This window comes from Erythrobacter sp. HI0063, from assembly GCF_001635685.1.
Taxonomy (GTDB): domain Bacteria; phylum Pseudomonadota; class Alphaproteobacteria; order Sphingomonadales; family Sphingomonadaceae; genus Qipengyuania.
In genome coordinates this window covers 1-19,585 of record NZ_LWFF01000062.1, presented here as the reverse complement: position 1 = coordinate 19,585, position 19,585 = coordinate 1, and the positions used below count along the sequence as shown (strand labels likewise).

At 63.6% G+C, this 19,585-nt stretch carries 21 protein-coding genes; 14 read left to right on the top strand and 7 right to left on the bottom strand.

Features of this window, described 5'->3' with window-relative positions:
- Window positions 1-56: 56 nt before the first annotated feature.
- Both A3736_RS02805 and A3736_RS02800 read right to left on the bottom strand, forming a co-directional pair.
- A complete protein-coding gene (locus A3736_RS02805) occupies window positions 57-359 on the bottom strand; it encodes a type II toxin-antitoxin system RelE/ParE family toxin (RefSeq protein WP_067678917.1) in 303 nt (100 codons plus the stop codon).
- On the bottom strand, window positions 352-594 hold the full coding sequence (locus tag A3736_RS02800) for a type II toxin-antitoxin system ParD family antitoxin (protein WP_067679049.1): 243 nt from the start codon (window positions 592-594) through the stop codon (window positions 352-354). The genes A3736_RS02805 and A3736_RS02800 overlap by 8 nt, the downstream gene beginning before the upstream one ends.
- A gap of 25 nt (window positions 595-619) precedes the next feature.
- On the opposite strand from A3736_RS02800, the gene A3736_RS02795 reads away from it, so the two are divergent.
- Window positions 620-1,495, top strand: coding sequence for a glycoside hydrolase (locus A3736_RS02795; protein ID WP_233999193.1), 876 nt, complete (start codon window positions 620-622; stop codon window positions 1,493-1,495).
- 34 nt (window positions 1,496-1,529) lie between these two features.
- Here the strand turns inward: A3736_RS02795 and A3736_RS02790 are convergent, their stop codons facing one another.
- Window positions 1,530-2,093: an ATP-dependent Clp protease proteolytic subunit gene (locus A3736_RS02790; RefSeq protein ID WP_067678914.1), complete on the bottom strand. Its 564-nt coding sequence runs from the start codon at window positions 2,091-2,093 to the stop codon at window positions 1,530-1,532.
- Between the two features lie 126 nt (window positions 2,094-2,219).
- Here A3736_RS02790 and A3736_RS02785 point away from each other — a divergent pair, with 126 nt between their 5' ends.
- Window positions 2,220-2,609 (top strand): BlaI/MecI/CopY family transcriptional regulator, encoded by a 390-nt coding sequence (locus tag A3736_RS02785; RefSeq protein WP_067678911.1) that lies wholly within the window; start codon window positions 2,220-2,222, stop codon window positions 2,607-2,609.
- Window positions 2,606-4,231 carry a M56 family metallopeptidase gene (locus A3736_RS02780; protein WP_067678908.1) on the top strand — a complete coding sequence of 542 codons (1,626 nt, stop codon included), beginning with the start codon at window positions 2,606-2,608 and terminating at the stop codon, window positions 4,229-4,231. Before A3736_RS02785 ends, A3736_RS02780 begins: the two co-directional genes overlap by 4 nt.
- Window positions 4,232-4,259: 28 nt before the next feature.
- Here the strand turns inward: A3736_RS02780 and A3736_RS02775 are convergent, their stop codons facing one another.
- Complete coding sequence (locus tag A3736_RS02775) at window positions 4,260-5,114, bottom strand: neutral zinc metallopeptidase (RefSeq protein WP_067679044.1); 855 nt, start codon at window positions 5,112-5,114, stop codon at window positions 4,260-4,262.
- A 79-nt stretch (window positions 5,115-5,193) separates the two neighbouring features.
- Between A3736_RS02775 and A3736_RS02770 the strand changes: the two genes are divergently transcribed.
- The 4 genes from A3736_RS02770 to A3736_RS02755 all read left to right on the top strand — a co-directional run bounded on the left by A3736_RS02770 (window position 5,194) and on the right by A3736_RS02755 (window position 9,285).
- Complete coding sequence (locus A3736_RS02770; RefSeq protein ID WP_067678905.1) at window positions 5,194-5,961, top strand: 3-hydroxybutyrate dehydrogenase; 768 nt, start codon at window positions 5,194-5,196, stop codon at window positions 5,959-5,961.
- 96 nt (window positions 5,962-6,057) lie between these two features.
- Window positions 6,058-7,521, top strand: coding sequence for an IMP dehydrogenase (gene guaB / locus A3736_RS02765; RefSeq protein WP_067678902.1), 1,464 nt, complete (start codon window positions 6,058-6,060; stop codon window positions 7,519-7,521).
- 3 nt (window positions 7,522-7,524) lie between these two features.
- Window positions 7,525-8,697 (top strand): RsmB/NOP family class I SAM-dependent RNA methyltransferase, encoded by a 1,173-nt coding sequence (locus tag A3736_RS02760; RefSeq protein ID WP_067678899.1) that lies wholly within the window; start codon window positions 7,525-7,527, stop codon window positions 8,695-8,697.
- A gap of 81 nt (window positions 8,698-8,778) precedes the next feature.
- Window positions 8,779-9,285, top strand: coding sequence for a tetratricopeptide repeat protein (locus A3736_RS02755; protein ID WP_156501937.1), 507 nt, complete (start codon window positions 8,779-8,781; stop codon window positions 9,283-9,285).
- 69 nt (window positions 9,286-9,354) lie between these two features.
- On the opposite strand, the gene A3736_RS02750 is transcribed toward A3736_RS02755, so the two are convergent.
- Both A3736_RS02750 and A3736_RS02745 read right to left on the bottom strand, forming a co-directional pair.
- On the bottom strand, window positions 9,355-9,837 hold the full coding sequence (locus A3736_RS02750; RefSeq protein ID WP_067678893.1) for an RNA pyrophosphohydrolase: 483 nt from the start codon (window positions 9,835-9,837) through the stop codon (window positions 9,355-9,357).
- Window positions 9,834-10,787, bottom strand: a complete 954-nt coding sequence (locus A3736_RS02745; RefSeq protein ID WP_067678891.1) for an alpha/beta hydrolase — start codon at window positions 10,785-10,787, stop codon at window positions 9,834-9,836. The genes A3736_RS02750 and A3736_RS02745 overlap by 4 nt, the downstream gene beginning before the upstream one ends.
- A 231-nt stretch (window positions 10,788-11,018) precedes the next feature.
- On the opposite strand from A3736_RS02745, the gene A3736_RS02740 reads away from it, so the two are divergent.
- From A3736_RS02740 to A3736_RS02725, 4 genes are all read left to right on the top strand, one after another.
- Entirely contained in the window at window positions 11,019-12,998 is a 1,980-nt protein-coding gene (locus A3736_RS02740) for a 2-oxoacid:acceptor oxidoreductase subunit alpha (RefSeq protein WP_067678888.1), read from the top strand.
- The gene (locus A3736_RS02735) at window positions 12,995-13,351 is read left to right on the top strand and encodes a hypothetical protein (protein WP_067678885.1); all 357 of its coding nucleotides are present in this window, start codon (window positions 12,995-12,997) and stop codon (window positions 13,349-13,351) included. The genes A3736_RS02740 and A3736_RS02735 overlap by 4 nt, the downstream gene beginning before the upstream one ends.
- Entirely contained in the window at window positions 13,335-14,369 is a 1,035-nt protein-coding gene (locus A3736_RS02730; RefSeq protein ID WP_067678882.1) for a 2-oxoacid:ferredoxin oxidoreductase subunit beta, read from the top strand. Before A3736_RS02735 ends, A3736_RS02730 begins: the two co-directional genes overlap by 17 nt.
- A 111-nt stretch (window positions 14,370-14,480) precedes the next feature.
- Entirely contained in the window at window positions 14,481-15,149 is a 669-nt protein-coding gene (locus A3736_RS02725; RefSeq protein WP_233999192.1) for a hypothetical protein, read from the top strand.
- A gap of 64 nt (window positions 15,150-15,213) precedes the next feature.
- Here A3736_RS02725 and A3736_RS02720 read toward each other — a convergent pair whose 3' ends face one another.
- Window positions 15,214-15,933, bottom strand: a complete 720-nt coding sequence (locus A3736_RS02720; protein WP_067678876.1) for a phosphatase PAP2 family protein — start codon at window positions 15,931-15,933, stop codon at window positions 15,214-15,216.
- On the opposite strand from A3736_RS02720, the gene A3736_RS02715 reads away from it, so the two are divergent.
- From A3736_RS02715 to A3736_RS02705, 3 genes are all read left to right on the top strand, one after another.
- On the top strand, window positions 15,932-16,921 hold the full coding sequence (locus tag A3736_RS02715) for a metal-dependent hydrolase (RefSeq protein WP_369815412.1): 990 nt from the start codon (window positions 15,932-15,934) through the stop codon (window positions 16,919-16,921). The two genes, A3736_RS02720 and A3736_RS02715, sit on opposite strands and share 2 nt — an antisense overlap.
- A 45-nt stretch (window positions 16,922-16,966) precedes the next feature.
- Complete coding sequence (locus A3736_RS02710) at window positions 16,967-18,361, top strand: deoxyribodipyrimidine photo-lyase (RefSeq protein ID WP_067678874.1); 1,395 nt, start codon at window positions 16,967-16,969, stop codon at window positions 18,359-18,361.
- Between the two features lie 40 nt (window positions 18,362-18,401).
- A partial coding sequence (locus tag A3736_RS02705; RefSeq protein ID WP_067679040.1) for a cyclopropane-fatty-acyl-phospholipid synthase family protein occupies window positions 18,402-19,585 on the top strand: 1,184 nt, incomplete at its 3' end.

Sequence of the window (19,585 nt, the reverse complement as noted above, 5' to 3'; positions counted from 1 at the left end):
GTCCGGATGTTCAGGGCGGGGCGCCGATCAGTCGAGCGCCTCGTCGTGGTCGCTTGTCAGCGCACGTCGTCGAAATCTTCGGGCATGTCTTCTCGCTCGTGAATGATCGCTACGACGAGTAATTGGGAATCGTCGAAGCGATATATAATTCGATGAGTCCCGCTGCGCACTTTCCTGTACTGAACTGGCAGGCCAATAACCTCACTGCCGATCCCCGGAAATTCCGCCGCGAATTGGATCTGGCGACGCAAATTCGCAACATAGTGCTTGGCTTGCGTGTGCCCCCATTCAGCGATCGTATAATTCGAAATGGCGTCGATCTGCTCCAAAACTTTGGGGCGGTAGACGATATCAAGCATCCGGAAATTTGCTTTCCATGAACTGATCCCAATCGAAGGTCTGCGGGGCGCCGCTTTCTTCGCCCTCCTGGATCAGCTGTCGAAGGCGTTCGATCTTCCGGTCCCGTTCTTCCGCCCGCCGCAGAGCGTCGCGGATGACTTCGCTCGCCGATCCGAACTCGCCCGATTCGACCTTGCGGCGCGTGTATTCGGTGAGCTTCGCACCCAGAGCGACGGAGGTTGTCTTGACGGCCATTACGCGCATATAGCAAATATTGGTAATGCACACAATTCTTCGCTCCGCCGGTCTTCCGATGATGGCGCTCGCCTTGACCGGTTGCGCGACCGTGCCGCGCTCGCCGCCGCCTGAAATCGGCGCGCCCTGGTTCTACGACAAATATGTAAGCGCGCGCGGCATCCCCATCCTGTCGTCCGCGCGAGTGTCGGACGAAGCGCTTCTCGCCGCGCGGGACATGGCGACGGGAATGACCGCGCACCGCCCCGATCTCGCCCATTGGCTGGCGACGAATGGCTGGCGCATCGCCATCATCGCGGAAGAAGAGGCGCTGCTCGACCTTCCCGAAAACGCGCATTGGGAGAAGCCCACTGCCGACGATCCCCGACTGACCCGCTGCGAGCGCAAGCATTACGACGAGCGGATCGGGCGCTTTTCCGCGCGCGAATACTGGAACGCGCGGGCTCGGGCGACGGGTGGGCAATACATGGCGGACGGCGCGGAAGACGTGCTGGGCCTGCCTTCCAGTCGCTATTACGGAGAGACGATCTTCGTCCACGAATTCGCTCATCAGCTCCTGTTCGCGGTGCAGGCGGTCGATCCGGCGCTCTATGCGCGGGTGGAGGCGGCCTATGCCGCAGCGCTCGCCGAGGGACTGTGGAAGGATGAATACGGCTCCACCACGGTGCAGGAATATTGGGCGGAAGGGACGCAGTTCTGGTTCGAATCCAACCGCCTGCAAGTGTTCGACGGGCGCCGGATCCTGAACCGTGAAGACCTCGCGGCGTACGATCCGCGTCTTCATTCGCTGTTGGGCCAGGTTTACGGCGATACCCGCCGCCTCGCCTCGGACCCGTTCCATCGCAGCCCGGCGCGGGTGCCGCCGGGGCCCGTGCCCACCAATACGGCGGAAGTCTGCTGACCGGGATTATCCCGTAAGATCAGGTCAGATCACGTCAGATTACGTCGGCGATCAGCCCGCGCTCCTTCGCCTCGTCGCAGGGGATGTACCAATTGTTCGGCGCGCGATCGCGCAATTCGTCGAAATCCACATCCGACCCTTCGACGAACCGCGCGAAGCCCGCTTCCTCGATCGTAATCGACTGCTCGATTTCATTGAGCGCGGCTTTCAACTGTGCCGTGCAGCTCTTCAGCGGTCCGGACAGGTTGATCGTGCGCGTGATCTGGCGTTCGTGCACCATCAGCGTGGCGCCTTTTGTCAGAAAGCGGGCATGAACCGGGAAGCTCGCCATGAAGGTCGCTCCGGCCGAATAGACCGCCGCTTTGCCCAGAAAGATGACTTCTCGCCCGGTGTCGCGCAGCAGCCGGACATCGTCCCCAATGGCGCGCGCGATTTCCGGATTGCCGCCCAGCGTCGTCAGCGCGACGACCAGCGGTCCATCTTCGGGCGCGGCGGCGAGCTGGCTGCGAAATTCCTGGTACATCGCTTCGTCCACACTCCCGACGAGCCGCAATTGCGGCGCACCCAGAACGGCGTCGCGGTCTATCGTTTCGGTCAAGTGAAAGCCCTTTCGTGTACGATACCAGAGCGCGCGGCAGGGCTGGACGTTCCTTCGAAGAAAGGCGTTTACATGCGTAGTCGAATGTAATAGGTATCGGCTACAGATGTAGACGAGAGCCTGTCGATGCCCAAGGACCAGCCCCAATTTCCCGAACGGATCAGCGAGGCTGAACATGCCGTGATGGAGGTATTGTGGGATACCAGCCCGCGCAGCGCCGCCGATGTTTGCGATGCGGTGTGCGAGGCGCGCGGATGGTCGATGCCCACGGTGAAGACCTTGCTGTCGCGCCTGGTTGCAAAGGGCGCGGTGGCGACGGAGCCGGAAGGGCGCAAATTTCTCTACAGCCCGCTGCTTGAGCGCGCGGACTATGTCGGCGGCGAGTCGCGGCGCCTGGTCGATCGCCTGTTCGGCGGACGCGCGGCGCCTCTGTTCGCCCACCTCGCGGAGAACGAGGCGCTGACCGACCAAGACCTTGCCGAGATCGAGACCCTGCTGAAGGAGCTGCGCAAATGAGCGATTTCCTGATCCAGACCCTGGTATGGACCGGCGCGCTGATCGCGCTCGTTCTGGTGCTGCGCCGCCCGGTCGCGCGCCATTTCGGACCTCGCGCGGCCTATGCGCTGTGGGCCTTGCCCGCTCTCCGGTTGGCGATGCCGCCGCTCGTCCTGCCGAGCTGGCTGGCCCCGACGGCCGATTCTATCGCGCTAATGCACGATACGCCACGGAGCCTTGCGGATCCGAGCACCGCAACGATGGAGGCTGCGGCCTTGCCCCCAGTGCCGATTGACGAGCCCGCCGCCGACATCGATTTCGCCACAATCCTGCTCGGCCTCTGGCTGATCGGCACAACCGTATTTCTGGTACGCCGTTTCGCGCTTTATCATCGTATGCGCGGGGAACTGCTCGCCACATCGCGCCCGGTCGGCGAGGCGGGCGGGGTGCGGCTTGTCGAAACCGGTGCGGTCGAAGGACCGCTGGCTTTCGGCGTGATCGACCGGGTGGTCGCCTTGCCGACGGGCTTCATGGCTACGCGCGATCGCAGGACGCGGGATCTCGCGATCGCGCATGAATTGGCGCATCATCGTGGACGCGATCTGCTCGTTAACATGCTCGTCCAGCCGCTCTTCGCGCTGCACTGGTTCAATCCGCTGGGCTGGATGGGCTGGACCGCGATGCGCCGAGACCAGGAAGCGGCCTGCGATGCCCGTGTCGTCGCTCATAGCGATGCCGAGGAGCGGGCGACCTACGCCGCCGTCATCGCCAGTTTCGCCACACAAGCAGGAAACGGCGGTCGCCCTGCGCTGGCCGCGCCAATGGCCTGTCCGGTGCTCGGCGACAAATCGATCATCCACCGTTTGAGGAGCCTGACCATGACCGAGATTTCGCCCCGCCGCCGGATGGCCAGCCGCGCGCTTTTGGTAGGTGGCGCGCTCGCGCTGCCGCTGACCGCATCGATCACGTATGCCGAGACGATCGGGCAGGAGATCGAAGTTCCCACGCCGCCGCCTCCCCCGGCTCCGCCGATGGCCCCGGATGCGCCGCTCCCGCCGACTCCGCCCGAACCGGGCGAGTTCGACGACGAGACCCGTGAGGAAATCGCGGAGATGGAGCAGGAGCTCGAGGAAATGCAGGACGAGGTCGCGGAAGTGGAACGCGAAATCGTCGAAGACGGCCAGCGCACGGTGCTGCGCGTACGCCGCACCGGTCCGGGCGCAATCGAGCACCACATCGATCGCTCTTCCTTGCCCGTATCAAAGGTGATCATCGAGGATCGTGAGAAATTCGAGGCCTCGATGGAAAAGGCCCGCCGCGCATTCGCGGCGCGGAGCGAAGAGGCCGAGGCAATCCGCGCGCGCGTCGAAGCGACTGTAGAGGCAGCGCCGCGCGTGGTGTTCGGCTGTCTGGACGGCCAACGCGATACGGTTGCGACCCGCGTCGATGCAGACGGAAAGACGACAACCATCGTGTGCCGTACCAACGCGCTATCGATGGCGAGGCAAAGCATTCTGGCTGCTCGTAGCGCAATCGCGAAAGACCGTACGCTGCCCGCAGAAGCCAAGGCCGAAGCTCTGCGATCGATGGATGAAGCTCTGGCCGAGGTGGAAGCTTCGCGCCTTCAACCGGCGGAGGGATAGGGCCGCGCGATCCGGCTCCGGCGTTAACTCAGCCGATATTGGTGATCGCGTCGCAGGCGCGATCATCACCGCGCAGGCCTAGCCTTAGGGCATCGCTGCGCTGCTGGCTGGTGCCGTGGGTGAAGTTCTCGCTCGACACGCGGCCACCGGTCAGGCGGTCGTCCCCGATGGCAGCGGCGGCCTGCATTCCTTCCTCGATATCGCCGGGCTCGATCAGATTACGGTTCTTGCCCGCCCACACGCCGGCATAGCAATCGGCCTGCAATTCGGTGAGGACCTGCAACTGGTTCGCCGCGCGCGGGTTCTGCCGCTTGGCGCTGTCCATCGATCCGAGAATGCCGGTGATGTTCTGGACGTGGTGCCCGTATTCGTGGGCGACCACATAATAGCGCGCGAAATCGCCGCGATCGCCAGACATCCGCGCAAGCTGATCGTAGAAATTCGTATCGATATAGATGCGCTGATCGCCGGGGCAATAGAACGGACCCATCCCGACGGAGGCGTTGCCGCAGGCGGTCCGAAAACTCTGGGTCGTCGCGAAACGCAGGCCCGGTTCCTGGAAGCGATCCCCGTATCCTTGATTGGCAAAAGTCTGCGACCAGGTCTCGTTAAGCGAAGTCAGCGCGTTGCAGGTCTCGGTCGCATAATCATTGCTGGTGCAGACCGCTTGCTCGTCTTCGCTGCCCGGCGCTTGCTGCGGGGCGCTCTGCTGGATGCCTTCGACTGTCGCGGCGGTCTGCATCGGATCGAGTCCGAATACGAAATACCCGATTGCGGCCAGAATGATCGTGCCACAACCAAGGCCCCCGGCTTTCCCGCCGGGCAGGCCGCCGCTTGTCGTTCCGACATCGATCTTGCTTGTATCGAACGGATTGAGCCGCATTGCTATTCCCCCATCATTGACCGCGCCGCCCTCCTCGGCGAAGGCGCGGAATATCTGCTTCAAACGCTCGGAGGCCAAAATGTTTCAACCCGATTTCCTCAAAGGCAAGCGCGCGCTTGTAACGGGGTCGACCAGCGGTATCGGCCTCGCCATTGCACGGGCTTTGCAGGAGCAGGGGGCCGATATCGTCCTGAACGGCTTCGGCGATGCGGACGAGATCGCGAGCTTGTGTGAGGAACTGGGCGCAACCCATTCGGGCGCGGACCTCACCGATGTGTCGCAGATCGAAAAGATGATGGCGGAGGCGGGCGGTATCGACATCCTCGTCAACAATGCCGGAATGCAGTTCGTCAGCCCAGTCGAGGAATTTCCGGTCGCGAAATGGGACCAGATCATCGCCCTCAATCTCAGCGCCGCCTTCCATACCTCGCGGCTCGCCGTGCCGCATATGAAGGAGCGGGGCTGGGGCCGGATCATCAACACGGCGAGCGCGCATTCGCTGACTGCCAGCCCCTTCAAGAGCGCCTATGTCGCTGCCAAGCACGCGATCGCGGGGCTCACCAAGACTCTCGCGCTCGAACTGGCGCAGGACGGGGTAACGGCGAACTGCATCAGCCCCGGCTATGTCTGGACGCCACTGGTCGAAAACCAGATCCCAGACACGATGAAGGCCCGCAATATGACGCGCGAGCAGGTGATGAACGACGTGCTGCTTGCCAAGCAGCCTACAAAGCAGTTCGTCCAGCCCGAAGAGATCGGCGCGCTGGCCGTGTTCCTGTGTTCGGACGCCGGGCGCAACGTCAACGGAGCGAACTGGAGCGTGGATGGCGGCTGGACGGCGGAGTGATCCGTCCCCCGCGCCGGACAGGATGGCACTAGCGAGAGAGGCAATCCGTCGTTACATGGGCCGCCACATTTCTCCCCCCGGCAGGCGATTCTCATAGTGGCACATCTCGACATCCCCCTCGGTCTTACATTCGACGACGTGCTGCTGCGCCCGGCGGAAAGCGACATCGTTCCGTCCCTGGCGAAAACCGCGACGCGGCTGACGCGCGAAATCGGGCTGAACATCCCCGTCATCTCCAGCGCGATGGACACCGTGACGGAAGCCGACATGGCGATCGCGATGGCGCAATTGGGCGGGATCGGCGTGCTTCACCGCAATTTCGAAGTCGAAGATCAGGTCGCTGCCGTGCGCGCGGTCAAGCGGTACGAAAGCGGCATGGTGGTGAATCCCATCACCATCCATCCCGACGCCACTTTGGGCGAAGCGCAGGCGATCATGGCCCAGAACCGCATCAGCGGCATCCCAGTGACCGATCGCAGCGGCAAGCTCGTCGGCATCCTCACCAATCGCGACGTGCGCTTTGCGGAAAACCCCGGCCAGCCGGTGCGCGAACTGATGACGGTGGACAATCTCGCCACCGTGCCGCTCGGCACCAATCAGGAAGAGGCGCGCCGACTGTTGCATCAGCGCCGGATCGAAAAGCTGCTGGTGGTGGATGACGAGGGCAAGTGCGTCGGCCTGATCACGGTCAAGGATATCGAGAAGGCGGTCGCCTATCCCGAAGCCACAAAGGACGCCAAGGGGCGTCTGCGCGTCGCGGCGGCGACCACGGTGGGCGACAAGGGGTTCGAGCGGACCGAAGCGCTGATCGACGCCGAACTGGACGTGGTCGTGATCGATACCGCGCACGGCCATAACAAGGACGTGGCCCGCGCGGTGGAGCGGGTGAAGAAGCTTTCGAACAGCGTCCAGATCATCGCCGGCAACGTTGCGACCGCAGAAGCGACCCGCGCTCTTATCGGCGCGGGCGCGGACGCCATCAAGGTCGGCATTGGGCCGGGCTCGATCTGTACTACTCGCGTCGTCGCGGGCGTGGGCGTACCGCAGCTGACCGCGATCATGGATTGCGCCGAAGCGGCGGAGAAGGAAGGCGTGCCCGTGATCGGCGATGGCGGCCTTCGCACCAGCGGCGATGCGGCCAAGGCCCTTGCGGCAGGCGCGAGCAGTATCATGATCGGATCGATGCTGGCCGGGACCGAAGAGGCGCCGGGCGAAACCTTTATCTATCAGGGCCGCAGCTACAAGGCGTATCGCGGCATGGGCAGCGTGGGGGCGATGGCGCGCGGCAGCGCGGATCGCTATTTCCAGCAGGACGTGTCGCAGCAGAAGCTGGTGCCCGAAGGGATCGAAGGGCAGGTGCCGTTCAAGGGCCCGGCGGCAGCCGTAGTCCACCAGCTCGTCGGCGGCATCAAGGCGGCGATGGGCTATACCGGCAGCGGCACGATCGAGGATCTGCGCAAGCGCGCGCAATTCGTACGCATCACCAATGCAGGCCTCACCGAAAGCCATGTCCACGATGTGGCGATCACGCGCGAAGCGCCGAATTATCCGACGCGCTAGATCATGACACCTGCCGCGCGCGTTCAGACCGCGATCGAATTGCTCGATGCGGTCATTCTGGCGGCGCGCTCGAAAGGCGCGCCTGCCGACCGGATCCTGGGCGACTGGTTCAAGCAGAACCGCTTCGCCGGATCGAAGGACCGCCGTGCGATCCGCGAGCTGGTCTATGCCGCCATTCGCGCCTGCGGACCGGTGCCGGATACGGGCCGCGCAGCGATGCTGCGTCTGGCCGAGGTCGATCCGTCGATCCTCCCTCTGTTCGACGGGTCGCAATACGGCCCGGCGCCGATCGGCGAGAGCGAGCAGCCCGCCAAGGGCGGCGTGGCGCCCGACTGGTTGGCCGACCGGTTGGCCAAATCCGGTGTCGAGGGGCGCGAGGCCGAGGCTCTGCTGGATCGCGCGCCGCTGGATATTCGCGTCAACGCTCTCAAGGCCGCGCGCGCCACTCTGGTGCTTCCGGTCGAGGCCGAGCCGACCGCTGCCCCGCACGGACTTCGCCTGCCGACCGGCACGCAGGTCGAACAATGGCCCGAATTTCGCGACGGGAAGATCGAGGTGCAGGATACGGGCTCGCAGATCGCCTGCCTCGCGCTGGCCGCGCAGCCGGGCGAGACCGTGATCGATTTGTGCGCCGGAGGCGGGGGCAAGACGCTCGCGCTCGCTGCCGCCATGGACGGCCTGGGACGGCTGCTCGCCAGCGACACCGATCGCGGCCGCCTGTCCCGCCTGAAGCCGCGGGCCGAACGCGCCGGGGCGGACATGATCGAGACGCGCCTGCTCGACCCGAAGCGCGAGATGGAGGCGCTGGCCGATTGTGCCGGTCAGGCAGATGCGGTGCTGGTCGATGCGCCGTGTTCGGGCACCGGCACCTGGCGCCGCAATCCCGAGGCCCGTTGGCGGCTGGATGAAGCGGAACTGGCCCGGCTGCGCGATTTGCAGGACCACGTTCTCGACATCGCGGCCCAATTGGTGAAGCCGGGCGGCAGGATCGTCTACATCACCTGCTCCCTGCTCGACGGGGAAGGTGCGGAACGCTTCGATGCCTTCCTCGGTCGGCATCCGACGCTGACGGCGCAAACGCTTGCCCTGCCGCTCGGACGCAGTCGCGGGCAGGGGTGGCGCCTATCCCCCTTCCATGACGGGACCGACGGGTTTTTCATCGCCTGTGCAGGTTGAGCGTGGTATTCGGCGTTCGTGATGCCATCCCCGGTCAAGCCCCAAACGGTCCATCACCGTCACGACGTTCTGGAGACGATCATGCGTTTTGCCCCCGCTGCCGCCGCCCTTTCGCTGGCCCTCGCTCTGACCGCGAGCGTGAGTTGGGGCGCGCAGCGTGATCCGTCGCCGCGCGCTGCGGTTCTGATCGCGCAAGGCCAGGCATCGCTCGATGCGGGCGATACGCAGGCCGCGATCGACGCTTACGAAGCCGCGCTGACCGTCGATCCCGCTTATACGCCGGTGCTGATCCGTCTGGCCGAAGCCGCGCGGCAAGAGCAATTGCAGGGCAAGGCCATCCGCTATTACCGCGAGGCGCTGACCCGCGATCCCGGCAATATCGCCGCCATCGCAGGCGAGGGCGAAGCGCTGGTGGAAAAGGGGGCGCTGGAAAAGGCGCGGCTCAATCTCGCCAAGCTGGAATCGCTGTGCGGCGGGGGCTGCTCGGAAACGACCAGCCTCGCCGCCTCGATCGCCGCTGGGCCGCAAGAGCGCGTGCTGACCGCCGAAGCGGTGATGCCGGACGCGCAGGTGACGCAGGACAATTGAAGGCGGAGAGGCTACCTCTCCTGATCTCCGATTTCCCTGCGATGAGAGCTCACGCGTGGCGGTGAATCGTCAGACCAGCTCGCGAAACGCTTCCACAACGGTGCGATAGACGCGCTTCTTGAAGGGGATGATCAGGTCGGGAAGCTCGTCCACCTCGACCCACTTCCAGTCGCAGAACTCCGCCGGATCGTGGGCGTTGAGATTCACGTCCTCGTCGCTGCCGGTGAAGCGGGCGAGATACCAGACCTGTTCCTGACCGCGATACCGGCCGTTCCACAATTTCCCGATCAACTCCTCGGGCAGGTCGTAACGGATCGGTTCTTCGGTCGCCTTGAGGATGGTGACATTTTCCTCCGTAACGCCGGTTTCCTCGTGCAATTCGCGCAAGGCCGCATCCCGCAGATCCTCGCCCTCGTCGACGCCGCCCTGGGGCATCTGCCACCAATCGCCTTCCTTGGTATCGATCCGGCGCCCGACGAAGGCCTGTCCCTTCGCGTTGACCAGCATGACGCCGACACAGGGGCGATAGCCGAGTTCGCTCGTCCCGCTCATGCCTTGATCCGATCGAGTTTGTTGCGGATCGCTGCGAGAAACGCTTCGACATCCTTCTGACCGCTCGGAATCGCTTTGCGAAGCGTGGTGAAGCCGTGAATGATGCCGGGGAATTCGAAATATGCCACTTCGGTCCCCTGCTGGATCAGATGGGCGGCGTATTCGCGCCCCGAATCGCGCAAGGGATCGAGCCCTGCGGTGCACAGCACCGTCGGCGGGGTGTTAGAACAATCGCCGACCATCGGCGTGTTGCGCGGATCGTCCGGATCGCCGCCATACTGCTTGGTGAACCAAGCCATGGTCGATCCGGTGAGCAGGTAGCCATCGGAGAATTTGGCGAAGCTCTTATGCTTCGTTATGTCGCTCGCCACCGGATAGATGGGGGCCTGAACCAGCACCGGCACGTCTGCCGTATCGTTCGTGAGCGCGTTGGTCGTCACGATCGTCAGATTGCCGCCCGCGCTGTCGCCCGTCAGGACGAGGCCGGTGATTTCGCGGCCCAGCTCTTCGGGAGAGGAGGCGACCCAGCGCGCCGCCGCTTCGCAATCGTCGGGCGCGGCGGGGAAGGGGTGTTCGGGCGCGAGCCGGTAATCGACCGAGACGACCGGCAGATCGAGCCGATGCGCGATTTCGGTGCAGAGCGAATCGTAGACTTCGAGATCGCCGATCACGAAACCGCCACCGTGGAAGAAGACGACGCAGGGCCCGGCTTCGCGCCTTTCCTTCGTATCGTAGAACCGCAGCGGGATGTCGCCTGCCGGGCCGGGGCAGGCGAGGTCGCGCTTGACCGCCATGTCGCGCGCGGGTGCTTCGGCGAGGCTGCCCATGGCGCGCATCTGCTGACGGCCCATTTCGGCGCCGACTTCCTCCACACCCTTGCCGCCGATTTGTTCGAGCATGGTCAGGAAACCGCGCACATCCTCGCGCACGAAAGGTTCTTTATCGGCCATTGTTCCCTCTCCTGTCTCTGCCGTAGGCGAAGGGATGTAGCGACTGCCCCCCGGTTTTCCAGCCGCCATTTGTCGGCTAGCAGAGAATATTGATTGCGGGAGGGTGGGGCGACACTTAGGTCGCGTTCCACACGAAGGGCGTCCGGCTGGGCGCCCGAGATACACGGTGCCGCACTCGGCACCCCGAACAAAGGTGCCGCACCCGGCACCCCTGACGCAAGGATGCCCCGGATGGCCAACGCCGCCGCCGCGCCGCAAGACGGCCTCGATCAGACAGCAGCGGATACGGGACTCGATTCCGTCGTCGTCCGGTTCGCAGGCGATTCCGGAGACGGGATGCAGCTGACCGGCGGACAGTTCACGCTGTCGACCGCGCTGGCGGGCAACGATCTCGCCACCTTCCCCGATTTCCCGGCGGAAATCCGCGCGCCGCAGGGCACGCTGTTCGGCGTGTCGGCTTTCCAGATCAATTTCGGCAGCCGCGCGATCCACACTGCGGGCGATGCGCCCGACGTGCTGGTGGCGATGAACCCGGCCGCGCTGAAGACCAATCTGGCGGCCTTGAAGCCCGGCGGGCTGGTGATCGCGGACACCGGTGCCTTCACCAAGCGCAATCTCGACAAGGCTAAATACGACAGCAATCCGCTGGAAGACGGCAGCCTGGCGAAATTCGACCTGCTCGCCTTCGACATCAGCGAAAAGACGATCGAAGCGGTCAAGCCCTTCGGCCTCGGCAACAAGGATGCGCTGCGGTCCAAGAACATGTGGACGCTCGGCCTCGCGCTGTGGATGTTCGATCGCCCGCGCGAACCGATCCATGACTGGCTGAAGTCGAAATTTGCCAAGGCGCCGGACATCGCGGATGCGAATATCGCCGCTCTCGATGCGGGCCACGCTTATGGCGAAACGGCGGAATTGTCGGGACCGCAGGGCAATGTGTTCCGCCAGCTTCACGTCGATCCGGTCGAGAGTGAGCCGGGCCTCTATCGCACCGTGACCGGGGCCGAAGCGGTATCGCTCGGGCTCGTCGCTGGTGCGCAGCTGGCCGAACTGCCGATGTTCTTCGGGGGCTATCCGATCACGCCGGCGAGCGCGATCCTGCACCATCTGGCGCGGCTCAAGGAATTTGGGGTCACCACCTTCCAGGCGGAGGATGAGATCGCCGCAGTCTGCGCCGCCATCGGCGCGAGCTATGCCGGGCAGTTGGGCGTTACCAGCTCTAGCGGGCCGGGGATTGCTTTGAAGACCGAAGCGATCGGGCTCGGCATCATGACCGAACTGCCGCTCGTCATCGTCAATTCGCAGCGCGGCGGACCGAGCACGGGTCTGCCGACAAAGACCGAGCAAAGCGATCTCTATCAGGCGGTCTATGGCCGCAACGGCGATGCGCCCATGCCGGTGATCGCCGCGCGCAGCCCGTCCGACGCGTTCGAGGTCGCCATCGAAGCATGCCGCATCGCCGTCGAATACATGACTCCGGTCATGCTGCTGACCGATGGCTATATCGCCAATGCCGCCGAACCGTGGAAAGTGCCCGACCCGGCCGATTTCGCGCCGTTCCCGGCGAAATTTCTCGATACGCCGAACGCCAAGGATGCAGACGGCGGCGACACCTTCCTGCCTTACCAGCGTGACGAGAAGGGTGCGCGTCCCTGGGTAAAGCCCGGAACGCCTGGCCTCCTCCACCGCATCGGCGGGATCGAGAAGCACGAGACCACCGGCAATATCGATTATTCGCCCGACAACCACCAGCGCATGACCGATCTGCGCAAGGCCAAGGTCGAGAATATCGCAGTGCCCGATCAGCAGGTCGCGCTGGGCGAGAAGACCGGGACGCTTGCCGTGGTCGGCTGGGGCAGTACCTACGGCCCGATCCACCAGGCAGTGCGCCGCAGCATCGCGAAGGGGTGTTCGGTCAGCCATATCCATGTGCGCCACATCTGGCCGTTGCCCGGTAATCTCGGCGAGCTGCTGGAAGGCTTCGACCATGTGCTGGTACCGGAAATGAATACCGGCCAGTTCAAGACCGTGCTGCGCGACCAGTTTCTGGTCGATGCGACCCCGCTCACCAAGACCAGCGGCCAGCCCTTCCAAATCGCGGAACTTGAAGCCGCGATCGCGAAATATTTCGACGGGATCGAAGGCAATGAAGGCGGACAGGTATTGGCAAACGATCAGCAGCTGCCGAGTGTTGAGGCATCGAATCCGTGATCGGGTATCTCAACGGCTTCTTGATCTTAACAGCCACGCTCGGCTCGATGCTGCTTACGTTCCGTTTCGTCATTTTGCAGGAATCCTTCGCCGCGGCCGCGATCGCTGGCTTCCTAGTGACCTTTATTGCGACTATCATTTTCTGGCGTTTGCCGCACAAGCTCGATGTTAAAATGAGTTACTGGATAGTGGCCTTGGCCTCATTTGCATTTACGTTTTTGCGCTTGAGCTTTCCGATCGAATACGATCGTGCCTTAGGATGGACTTTCGTCGTTGGAGTGGGCGTGGCGCTCGTCTCGCTGGCAATTTTTCTCATCTTCAAATCGAGTGACCGCTATGAACGCACCCGCTAAATTCGAAACCACGCTTAAGGACTGGGAAACCGACCAGGAGGTCCGCTGGTGCCCCGGCTGCGGGGATTATGCGATCCTGAAAGCCGTCCAGCGCACGCTGCCGCAGCTGGGCGCAGACCCTGCGAAGACGGTGTTCATCTCCGGTATCGGGTGTTCCAGCCGCTTTCCCTATTACATGGAAAGCTACGGCTTCCATACGATCCATGGCCGTGCGCCGGCAGTGGCGACGGGCGTGAAGCTCGCCAATCCGGAGCTCGATATCTGGCTGGTGACCGGCGATGGCGACGGCCTGAGCATCGGAGGCAATCACCTGATGCATGTGCTGCGCCGCAACGTGAACATGCAGATCATGCTGTTCAACAACGAGATTTACGGCCTCACCAAGGGCCAGGCCTCGCCGACGAGCCGCGAAGGAACGCGCTCGCCGTCCAGCCCGCTCGGCAGTGTGGACCATCCGGCCAAGCCCGCCGCCTTCGCATTGGGCGCGGGCGCGCGCTTCGTCGGGCGAGGGTTCGACGTGTCGAAGCACCTGCCCGACGTGCTCAAGGCCGCGCATGCCCATCAGGGGGCTGCCTTCATCGAAATTTTCCAGAACTGCATCGTCTACAACAAGGACGTGTTCGACGATTTCGCCGCGCCGAAGGGGGCGGAAGATCGCCAGCTCTGGCTGGAGGACGGCAAGCCGATGCTGTTCGCGGGCGACAAAAAGGGCATCGCGCTCGACCGCGATGCGCTCGAACTGAAGGTCGTCGATGTCGCGGACGGGAACTGGGAAGCGGCGGGCGTGCTGGTTCACGATGTCACCAAGCGTCAGGTCGCGCACATGCTGGTCGATATGCCGTTCGGGCCGTTCCCGATGGCGCTCGGCGTGCTTTACGACGATCCGCGCCCGACTTTCGAAAGCGCCGTGATTGCGGAGCGAGAGCAGGCCAGCGCGGGCAAGGAAGCCAATCTCGCCAAACTGCTCGCCAAGGGGCAGACCTGGACGGTCAGCGGAACGGCGCAGGATCCGGTCTGATCGACTGTTTGGCTGCAATCCTTTCCTGAAAATGAACCATCGGGCGTCTCGTCCGTAGAGGGGGCAAGCGCGCCCATGACCGAGAGCGCGCGTTGCAACAGGAGCTTACCCTTGAAAAAATTCACCATTCTCGCCGTATCGACCGCCGCGCTCGCACTTGCCGCCTGTTCCGATCAGCAGGACGAGACCCCGATCACTCAGGAAGCCGCGGACGATATGGACGTGGCCGTCATGGATGACGATGCGATGCCGGTCGGCGGCGAGCTGAACGAAACGCAGCAGGCATCCTACGATGCGATGGACCGCCAGGCTGTCAGTGACGAATACGACACTAACCGCGATGCGATGATGGCCGAAAACTCTTCGGCCCCCAGCAACTCGGATGCGATGGGGTCAAACAGTGATAGCATGACCGGTGCGTCCAGCGCAAATACCACGTCGACGTCCGGGGGCTCGACCTCGGACGATTCGATGGCGGACAGTTCCGACAGCTCGAATGTTGCCGCCTTGCCCGCGCGCTCGCAAATGGATTTCGCCTATCTCGACCGTAATTCGGACGGGCAGCTTTCGGTCGCCGAATATGCGATCTGGGCAGTCCCTGCCAATCCGAACACGCCGGTCGAGAACGATCAGACCAAGCCTTACATCTCGACCGACCAGATCAATGAAGCGGGCAAGACCTTCTTCTATTTCGACGAGGACGGTAACACCTATCTGAGTGACGGCGAATTCACGGCCGCTCGCAACAGCGCCCGCACGCCGGGCGGATCGTCCATGTAGCGACTGGTGCGATAGACCCCAGGAAGGGGCGTCGGAGCGATCCGGCGCCCCTTTTTTCGTGCGGTCAAGCAGGCCCTGAATTGCCTTCTGGAGCCTCGATGCGGTTTCGCTGCTGAAGCTTTGTCGCGATCAGGCCCATGAACAGGGCCCACGCCGCGCCCACCGTCCATCCGGCGAGCACGTCGCTCGGAAAATGCACTCCCAGATAGACCCGCGTCATCCCGATCATGAGAACCAGCAACGCGGCGACACCGATCACGAAACCGCGCGTACGGCGCGATTCGTAACTGCGCGCGATCAGGACGGCGAGCGTCAGATAGACGATCGCGCTGTTGGTCGAATGGCCGCTGGGAAAACTCAGCGAATGGACCTCGACCAGATGCGGCACGATTTCCGGCCGCTCGCGCGCGAAGAGGGATTTGAGGAGCTTGCCCATCACCGCGCCGCCGCCGGTCGCCACCGCTGTGTAGAGCGCCTGGTGCCAGCGTCCGCGAACCAACAGGAAGGTGACGGCCAGCAGCGAAACGAGGGTCAGCACGGTTACACCGCCCAGCGCGGTCAGGTCGCGCATCGAACCGAGTAGCCATGACGGTCCGACAGGCACCGCAGGATCGCCCGGCAGGCGGAGCGCCTTCAGGATCGCGATATCGACAGCCGCGGTCTCGCCCTCGCTCATCTCGCCCGCCAGCTTGATGAATAGGGTGGCGAGTGCACCGCCGATCGCGAGACCGATCAGAAGGCGCTGTTCGCGGTGGAGATAGGTCTTGAGGGTGGAAAGCCGCATGGGCGCGGCTATACCGATCGGGCGCGGCGATGCATCCTTTCTCGACGGGCCGCCAGGGAGACGGACGCTGGACAATCTTACCCATTCGCTGGTCGGCGCGTTGATCGGGCAGGCGGGGCTGAAGCGCAAGACCGGTCTCGCCATGCCTGCCCTCATTATCGGGGCGAACTTGCCCGACATCGATGCAGCCTGCTTTTTCTTGCTCGACGGTACCCAACATCTCGCCTTCCGGCGCGGGATTACGCATGGCCCGCCCGCATGGCTGCTCTTGCCGTTTGTACTGGCCGGGCTGCTTTACGGGTTCGATCGCTGGCAGGCGAAACGCGGGACGAGGCCTGCCGCGCGCCTGCCGATGAGCTTCGGATGGCTTTACCTGCTGGGCTTGCTCGGATGCCTCACTCATCCCGCTCTCGATTGGCTGAATGTGTACGGTATCCGGCTGCTCGAACCGTTTTCGAGCCGATGGTTTTACGGCGACACCTTGTTCATCATCGATCCGTTTCTCTGGCTGGTGCTTGGATCGGCGACATGGATTTCGCTGCGGCGCGAGAAACGCGGCGGAAATTGGCGCAAACCTGCGCGGACCGCGGTGGCACTCGGTCTCGGCTATATCGGTGTGAACGGAGCGCTTACTTACGCGGCCGAGAACGGCGCTGCCGAAGGCCCGACCGGGAATGAACTGGTCATCGCCAGCCCACCGCCACTGAGGTCGTGGGAGCGCGAGATCATCACGGGCGGCAAGGGCCTTTACGCTATCGATGGAGAGGCTTTGCCCGGCGTCCCTCTCGTTTCCTGCGACCTCGCCGCAGCTCGGGCGCAGGATCCGAATGTCGATGCATTCCTGTTCTGGGCAAGAACGCCATTCGTAGTGCCCGAGGAGGACGGTTCCTATACGCTCTACGATGCGCGCTTCTATGATCCGCGCAGTCGAGGGCGCTTCTCCGTGCCGCTCGAGGATGGAGTTTGCGCGGAACCTCGGGAGGGTTAGCACGGTTTTCGCTTCTGAACCGATCATCGAGGGCAGGGGGCGGATATCTCCGGAACACAGATAGTATGGCTACGGCGCGATCTGCGCATGAAGGATCAGCCGGCTTTGCATGCGGCGGCCGAGGCCGGGCAGGTCCTCCCGGTCTTCGTTTACGACGAGGATCGGGGCGGAGATCATGCCTATGGCGCGGCTTCGAAATGGTGGCTTCACCACTCGCTGGAGAGTTTTGGCAAATCGCTGGGAAAGCGGCGTTCTCAGATCGTGCTGCGCAAGGGGGATGCCGCCCAGGTTCTCGCCGCGATCGCCGATCAGACCGGGGCCGCCTGCATCCATGCGATGCGGCATTACGAACCCTGGTGGAAGGAAGCCGAGGACGAGCTTCGCGACGCGCTCGGAGACGAGTGCCAGCTATGCCTTTATGACGGAAACTACCTGCTTCCGCCCGGCAGCGTGACGACCAATGCGGGCGACCCCTACAAGATCTACACGCCGTTTTCCAACGCGATGCTGGAGCAGATGCCACCGCGCGATCCTCTGCCCGAACCCGAGACGATCCATTCCCCGGACGCGTGGCCCGAAAGCGACGATCTTTCGGACTGGAAGCTGCTCCCGACATCGCCGAACTGGGCCGGAGGTATCCGCGATTTTTGGCAGGTCGGGGAAGATGCGGCGCATGACCGGCTCGACTGGTGGGCGGACGAGGTGACCAAATACGACGATGGGCGCAACCTTCCCTCGGTCGATCGCACCAGCCGCCTTTCCCCCCATCTGCACTGGGGCGAGATCAGCCCCGCAACCGTCTGGCACCGGCTCAAGGACAAGCGGTCGGATGGCTGGAAGACCTTCGCCAAGGAAGTGATCTGGCGCGATTACACGCAGAACGTGATCGACCAGTTTCCCGACTATCCGCGCGAGAGCTATCGCGATTATGACGAGCGGACCTTGTGGCGCAATCCCGAGGCGGGGCACTTGATCCGCGAGGATCTGGAATGCTGGCAGAAGGGGATGACCGGCTATCCCGTGGTCGATGCGGGCATGCGTCAGCTCTGGAAGACCGGCTGGATGCACAACCGCGTCCGAATGATCTGCGCCAGCTTCCTGGTGAAGCACCTGCTGATCGACTGGCGATATGGCGAACGCTGGTATTGGGATTGCTTGGTCGATGCCGATTACGGCAATAACGGCGTCAACTGGCAGTGGATTTCGGGCACGGGCGTGGACAGCAATATGTTCAGCCGGATCATGGCCCCGCTGACGCAGAGCGAGAAGTTCGATGCGGGCGATTATATCCGCGAATATGTCCCCGAACTGGCGGATTTGGATAACTATTGCATCCACGATCCGCCCGACGACAGGCGTGGAGATTATCCGGTGAAGATGATCGCTCACAAGGAAGCGCGCGAACGGGCGCTGGAGGCGTACAGGGCCAGCAAGGACTGACCGCTTGTCGATCATGGCGCGGCGCGTCATAGGCGCTGCGATGGATATGCCGACCAGCCAGCGGGGCCATAGTCTTACCGACGGGGCGCGGCGCTTTTCGCGCCAGCCGGGGCTGGTGGCGCGATTGGTCGCGCCGGGTTTTGCCAAGGTGCTCGACCGGATCGATGCGGCGCTGACGAGCGGGGCGCTGCATGCCACGCTTCCCGATGGATCGAAGCGGACCCTCGGTGGACGGGCTGCGGGTTTCGAGTGCGAGGTCGATCTCAGGAGCTGGAACGCGCTCGTCCGGCTGGCCAGCAATGGCTCGGTCGGCTGGTATCAAGCGTGGGAAGCGGGCGAATGGGCGAGCCCCGATCCGGTACCGCTGTTCGCCCTGTTCATGCAGCACGCCGCGCGGCTGGGCGATACGGCACGTGCCAAGGGCCCGTTCCGCCATGCGCTGAAGCTGGCGCATTTCTGGAATCGCAACACGCAACAGGGGGCGCAGCGCAACATCGCGGCGCATTACGACCTCGGCAACGATTTCTACACCGCCTGGCTCGATCCGACGATGAGCTATTCTTCCGCGCTGGCCGTCGGTTCCGAAACGCTCGAAGCGGCGCAGAAACGCAAATGGGATGAATTGTCGGATCGGATCGGCGCGGCATCGCGCGTGCTCGAAATCGGCTGCGGGTGGGGCGCGCTCGCCGGGCATCTGGCGGATCGGGGCAGCGAAGTGACCGCGATCAGCCTTTCGGACGAACAACTCGCCTGGGCGCGCGCGCATCATCCGGGGCCGGATTTTCGCAGGCAGGATTACCGCGACGCAAGCGGCACGTTCGATGCGATTGTCAGCGTCGAAATGGTCGAGGCTCTGGGTCGCGAATACTGGCCGAATTACATGGATTGCATCGCTCGCAATCTGAAACCGGGCGGGCGCGCGGCGATCCAGTATATTTCCATGCGCGACGATCTGTTCGAGGCCTACGCCCAGAGCGCCGATTTCATCCAGGCCTATATCTTTCCCGGCGGACTGCTGATCCGCACCAGCGAATTCCGCGCGCTCGCCGAAGCGCGCGGGCTCGCCTGGCGCGACCAGATCGATTTCGGAATCGACTATGCGGAAACGCTGAAGGTGTGGCGCGAGAATTTCGACCGGGCCGAGGCGGACGGAAGTCTGCCAACCGGGTTCGACGCCCGGTTCTGCGATCTGTGGCGCTATTACCTGATGTATTGCGAGGGCGG

Bases quoted from the DNA above. Each gene is read 5' to 3' on its own strand.
- A3736_RS02775 (WP_067679044.1), bottom strand. From the start codon at position 5,114: ATGCGGCTCAATCCGTTCGATACAAGCAAGATCGATGTCGGAACGACA.
- A3736_RS02770 (WP_067678905.1), top strand. From the start codon at position 5,194: ATGTTTCAACCCGATTTCCTCAAAGGCAAGCGCGCGCTTGTAACGGGG.
- A3736_RS02805 (WP_067678917.1), bottom strand. From the start codon at position 359: ATGCTTGATATCGTCTACCGCCCCAAAGTTTTGGAGCAGATCGACGCC.
- A3736_RS02755 (WP_156501937.1), top strand. From the start codon at position 8,779: ATGCGTTTTGCCCCCGCTGCCGCCGCCCTTTCGCTGGCCCTCGCTCTG.
- A3736_RS02730 (WP_067678882.1), top strand. From the start codon at position 13,335: ATGAACGCACCCGCTAAATTCGAAACCACGCTTAAGGACTGGGAAACC.
- A3736_RS02760 (WP_067678899.1), top strand. From the start codon at position 7,525: ATGACACCTGCCGCGCGCGTTCAGACCGCGATCGAATTGCTCGATGCG.
- A3736_RS02750 (WP_067678893.1), bottom strand. From the start codon at position 9,837: ATGAGCGGGACGAGCGAACTCGGCTATCGCCCCTGTGTCGGCGTCATG.
- A3736_RS02800 (WP_067679049.1), bottom strand. From the start codon at position 594: ATGGCCGTCAAGACAACCTCCGTCGCTCTGGGTGCGAAGCTCACCGAA.
- A3736_RS02785 (WP_067678911.1), top strand. From the start codon at position 2,220: ATGCCCAAGGACCAGCCCCAATTTCCCGAACGGATCAGCGAGGCTGAA.
- A3736_RS02745 (WP_067678891.1), bottom strand. From the start codon at position 10,787: ATGGCCGATAAAGAACCTTTCGTGCGCGAGGATGTGCGCGGTTTCCTG.
- A3736_RS02715 (WP_369815412.1), top strand. From the start codon at position 15,932: ATGGGCGCGGCTATACCGATCGGGCGCGGCGATGCATCCTTTCTCGAC.
- A3736_RS02780 (WP_067678908.1), top strand. From the start codon at position 2,606: ATGAGCGATTTCCTGATCCAGACCCTGGTATGGACCGGCGCGCTGATC.
- A3736_RS02740 (WP_067678888.1), top strand. From the start codon at position 11,019: ATGGCCAACGCCGCCGCCGCGCCGCAAGACGGCCTCGATCAGACAGCA.
- A3736_RS02720 (WP_067678876.1), bottom strand. From the start codon at position 15,933: ATGCGGCTTTCCACCCTCAAGACCTATCTCCACCGCGAACAGCGCCTT.
- A3736_RS02795 (WP_233999193.1), top strand. From the start codon at position 620: ATGCACACAATTCTTCGCTCCGCCGGTCTTCCGATGATGGCGCTCGCC.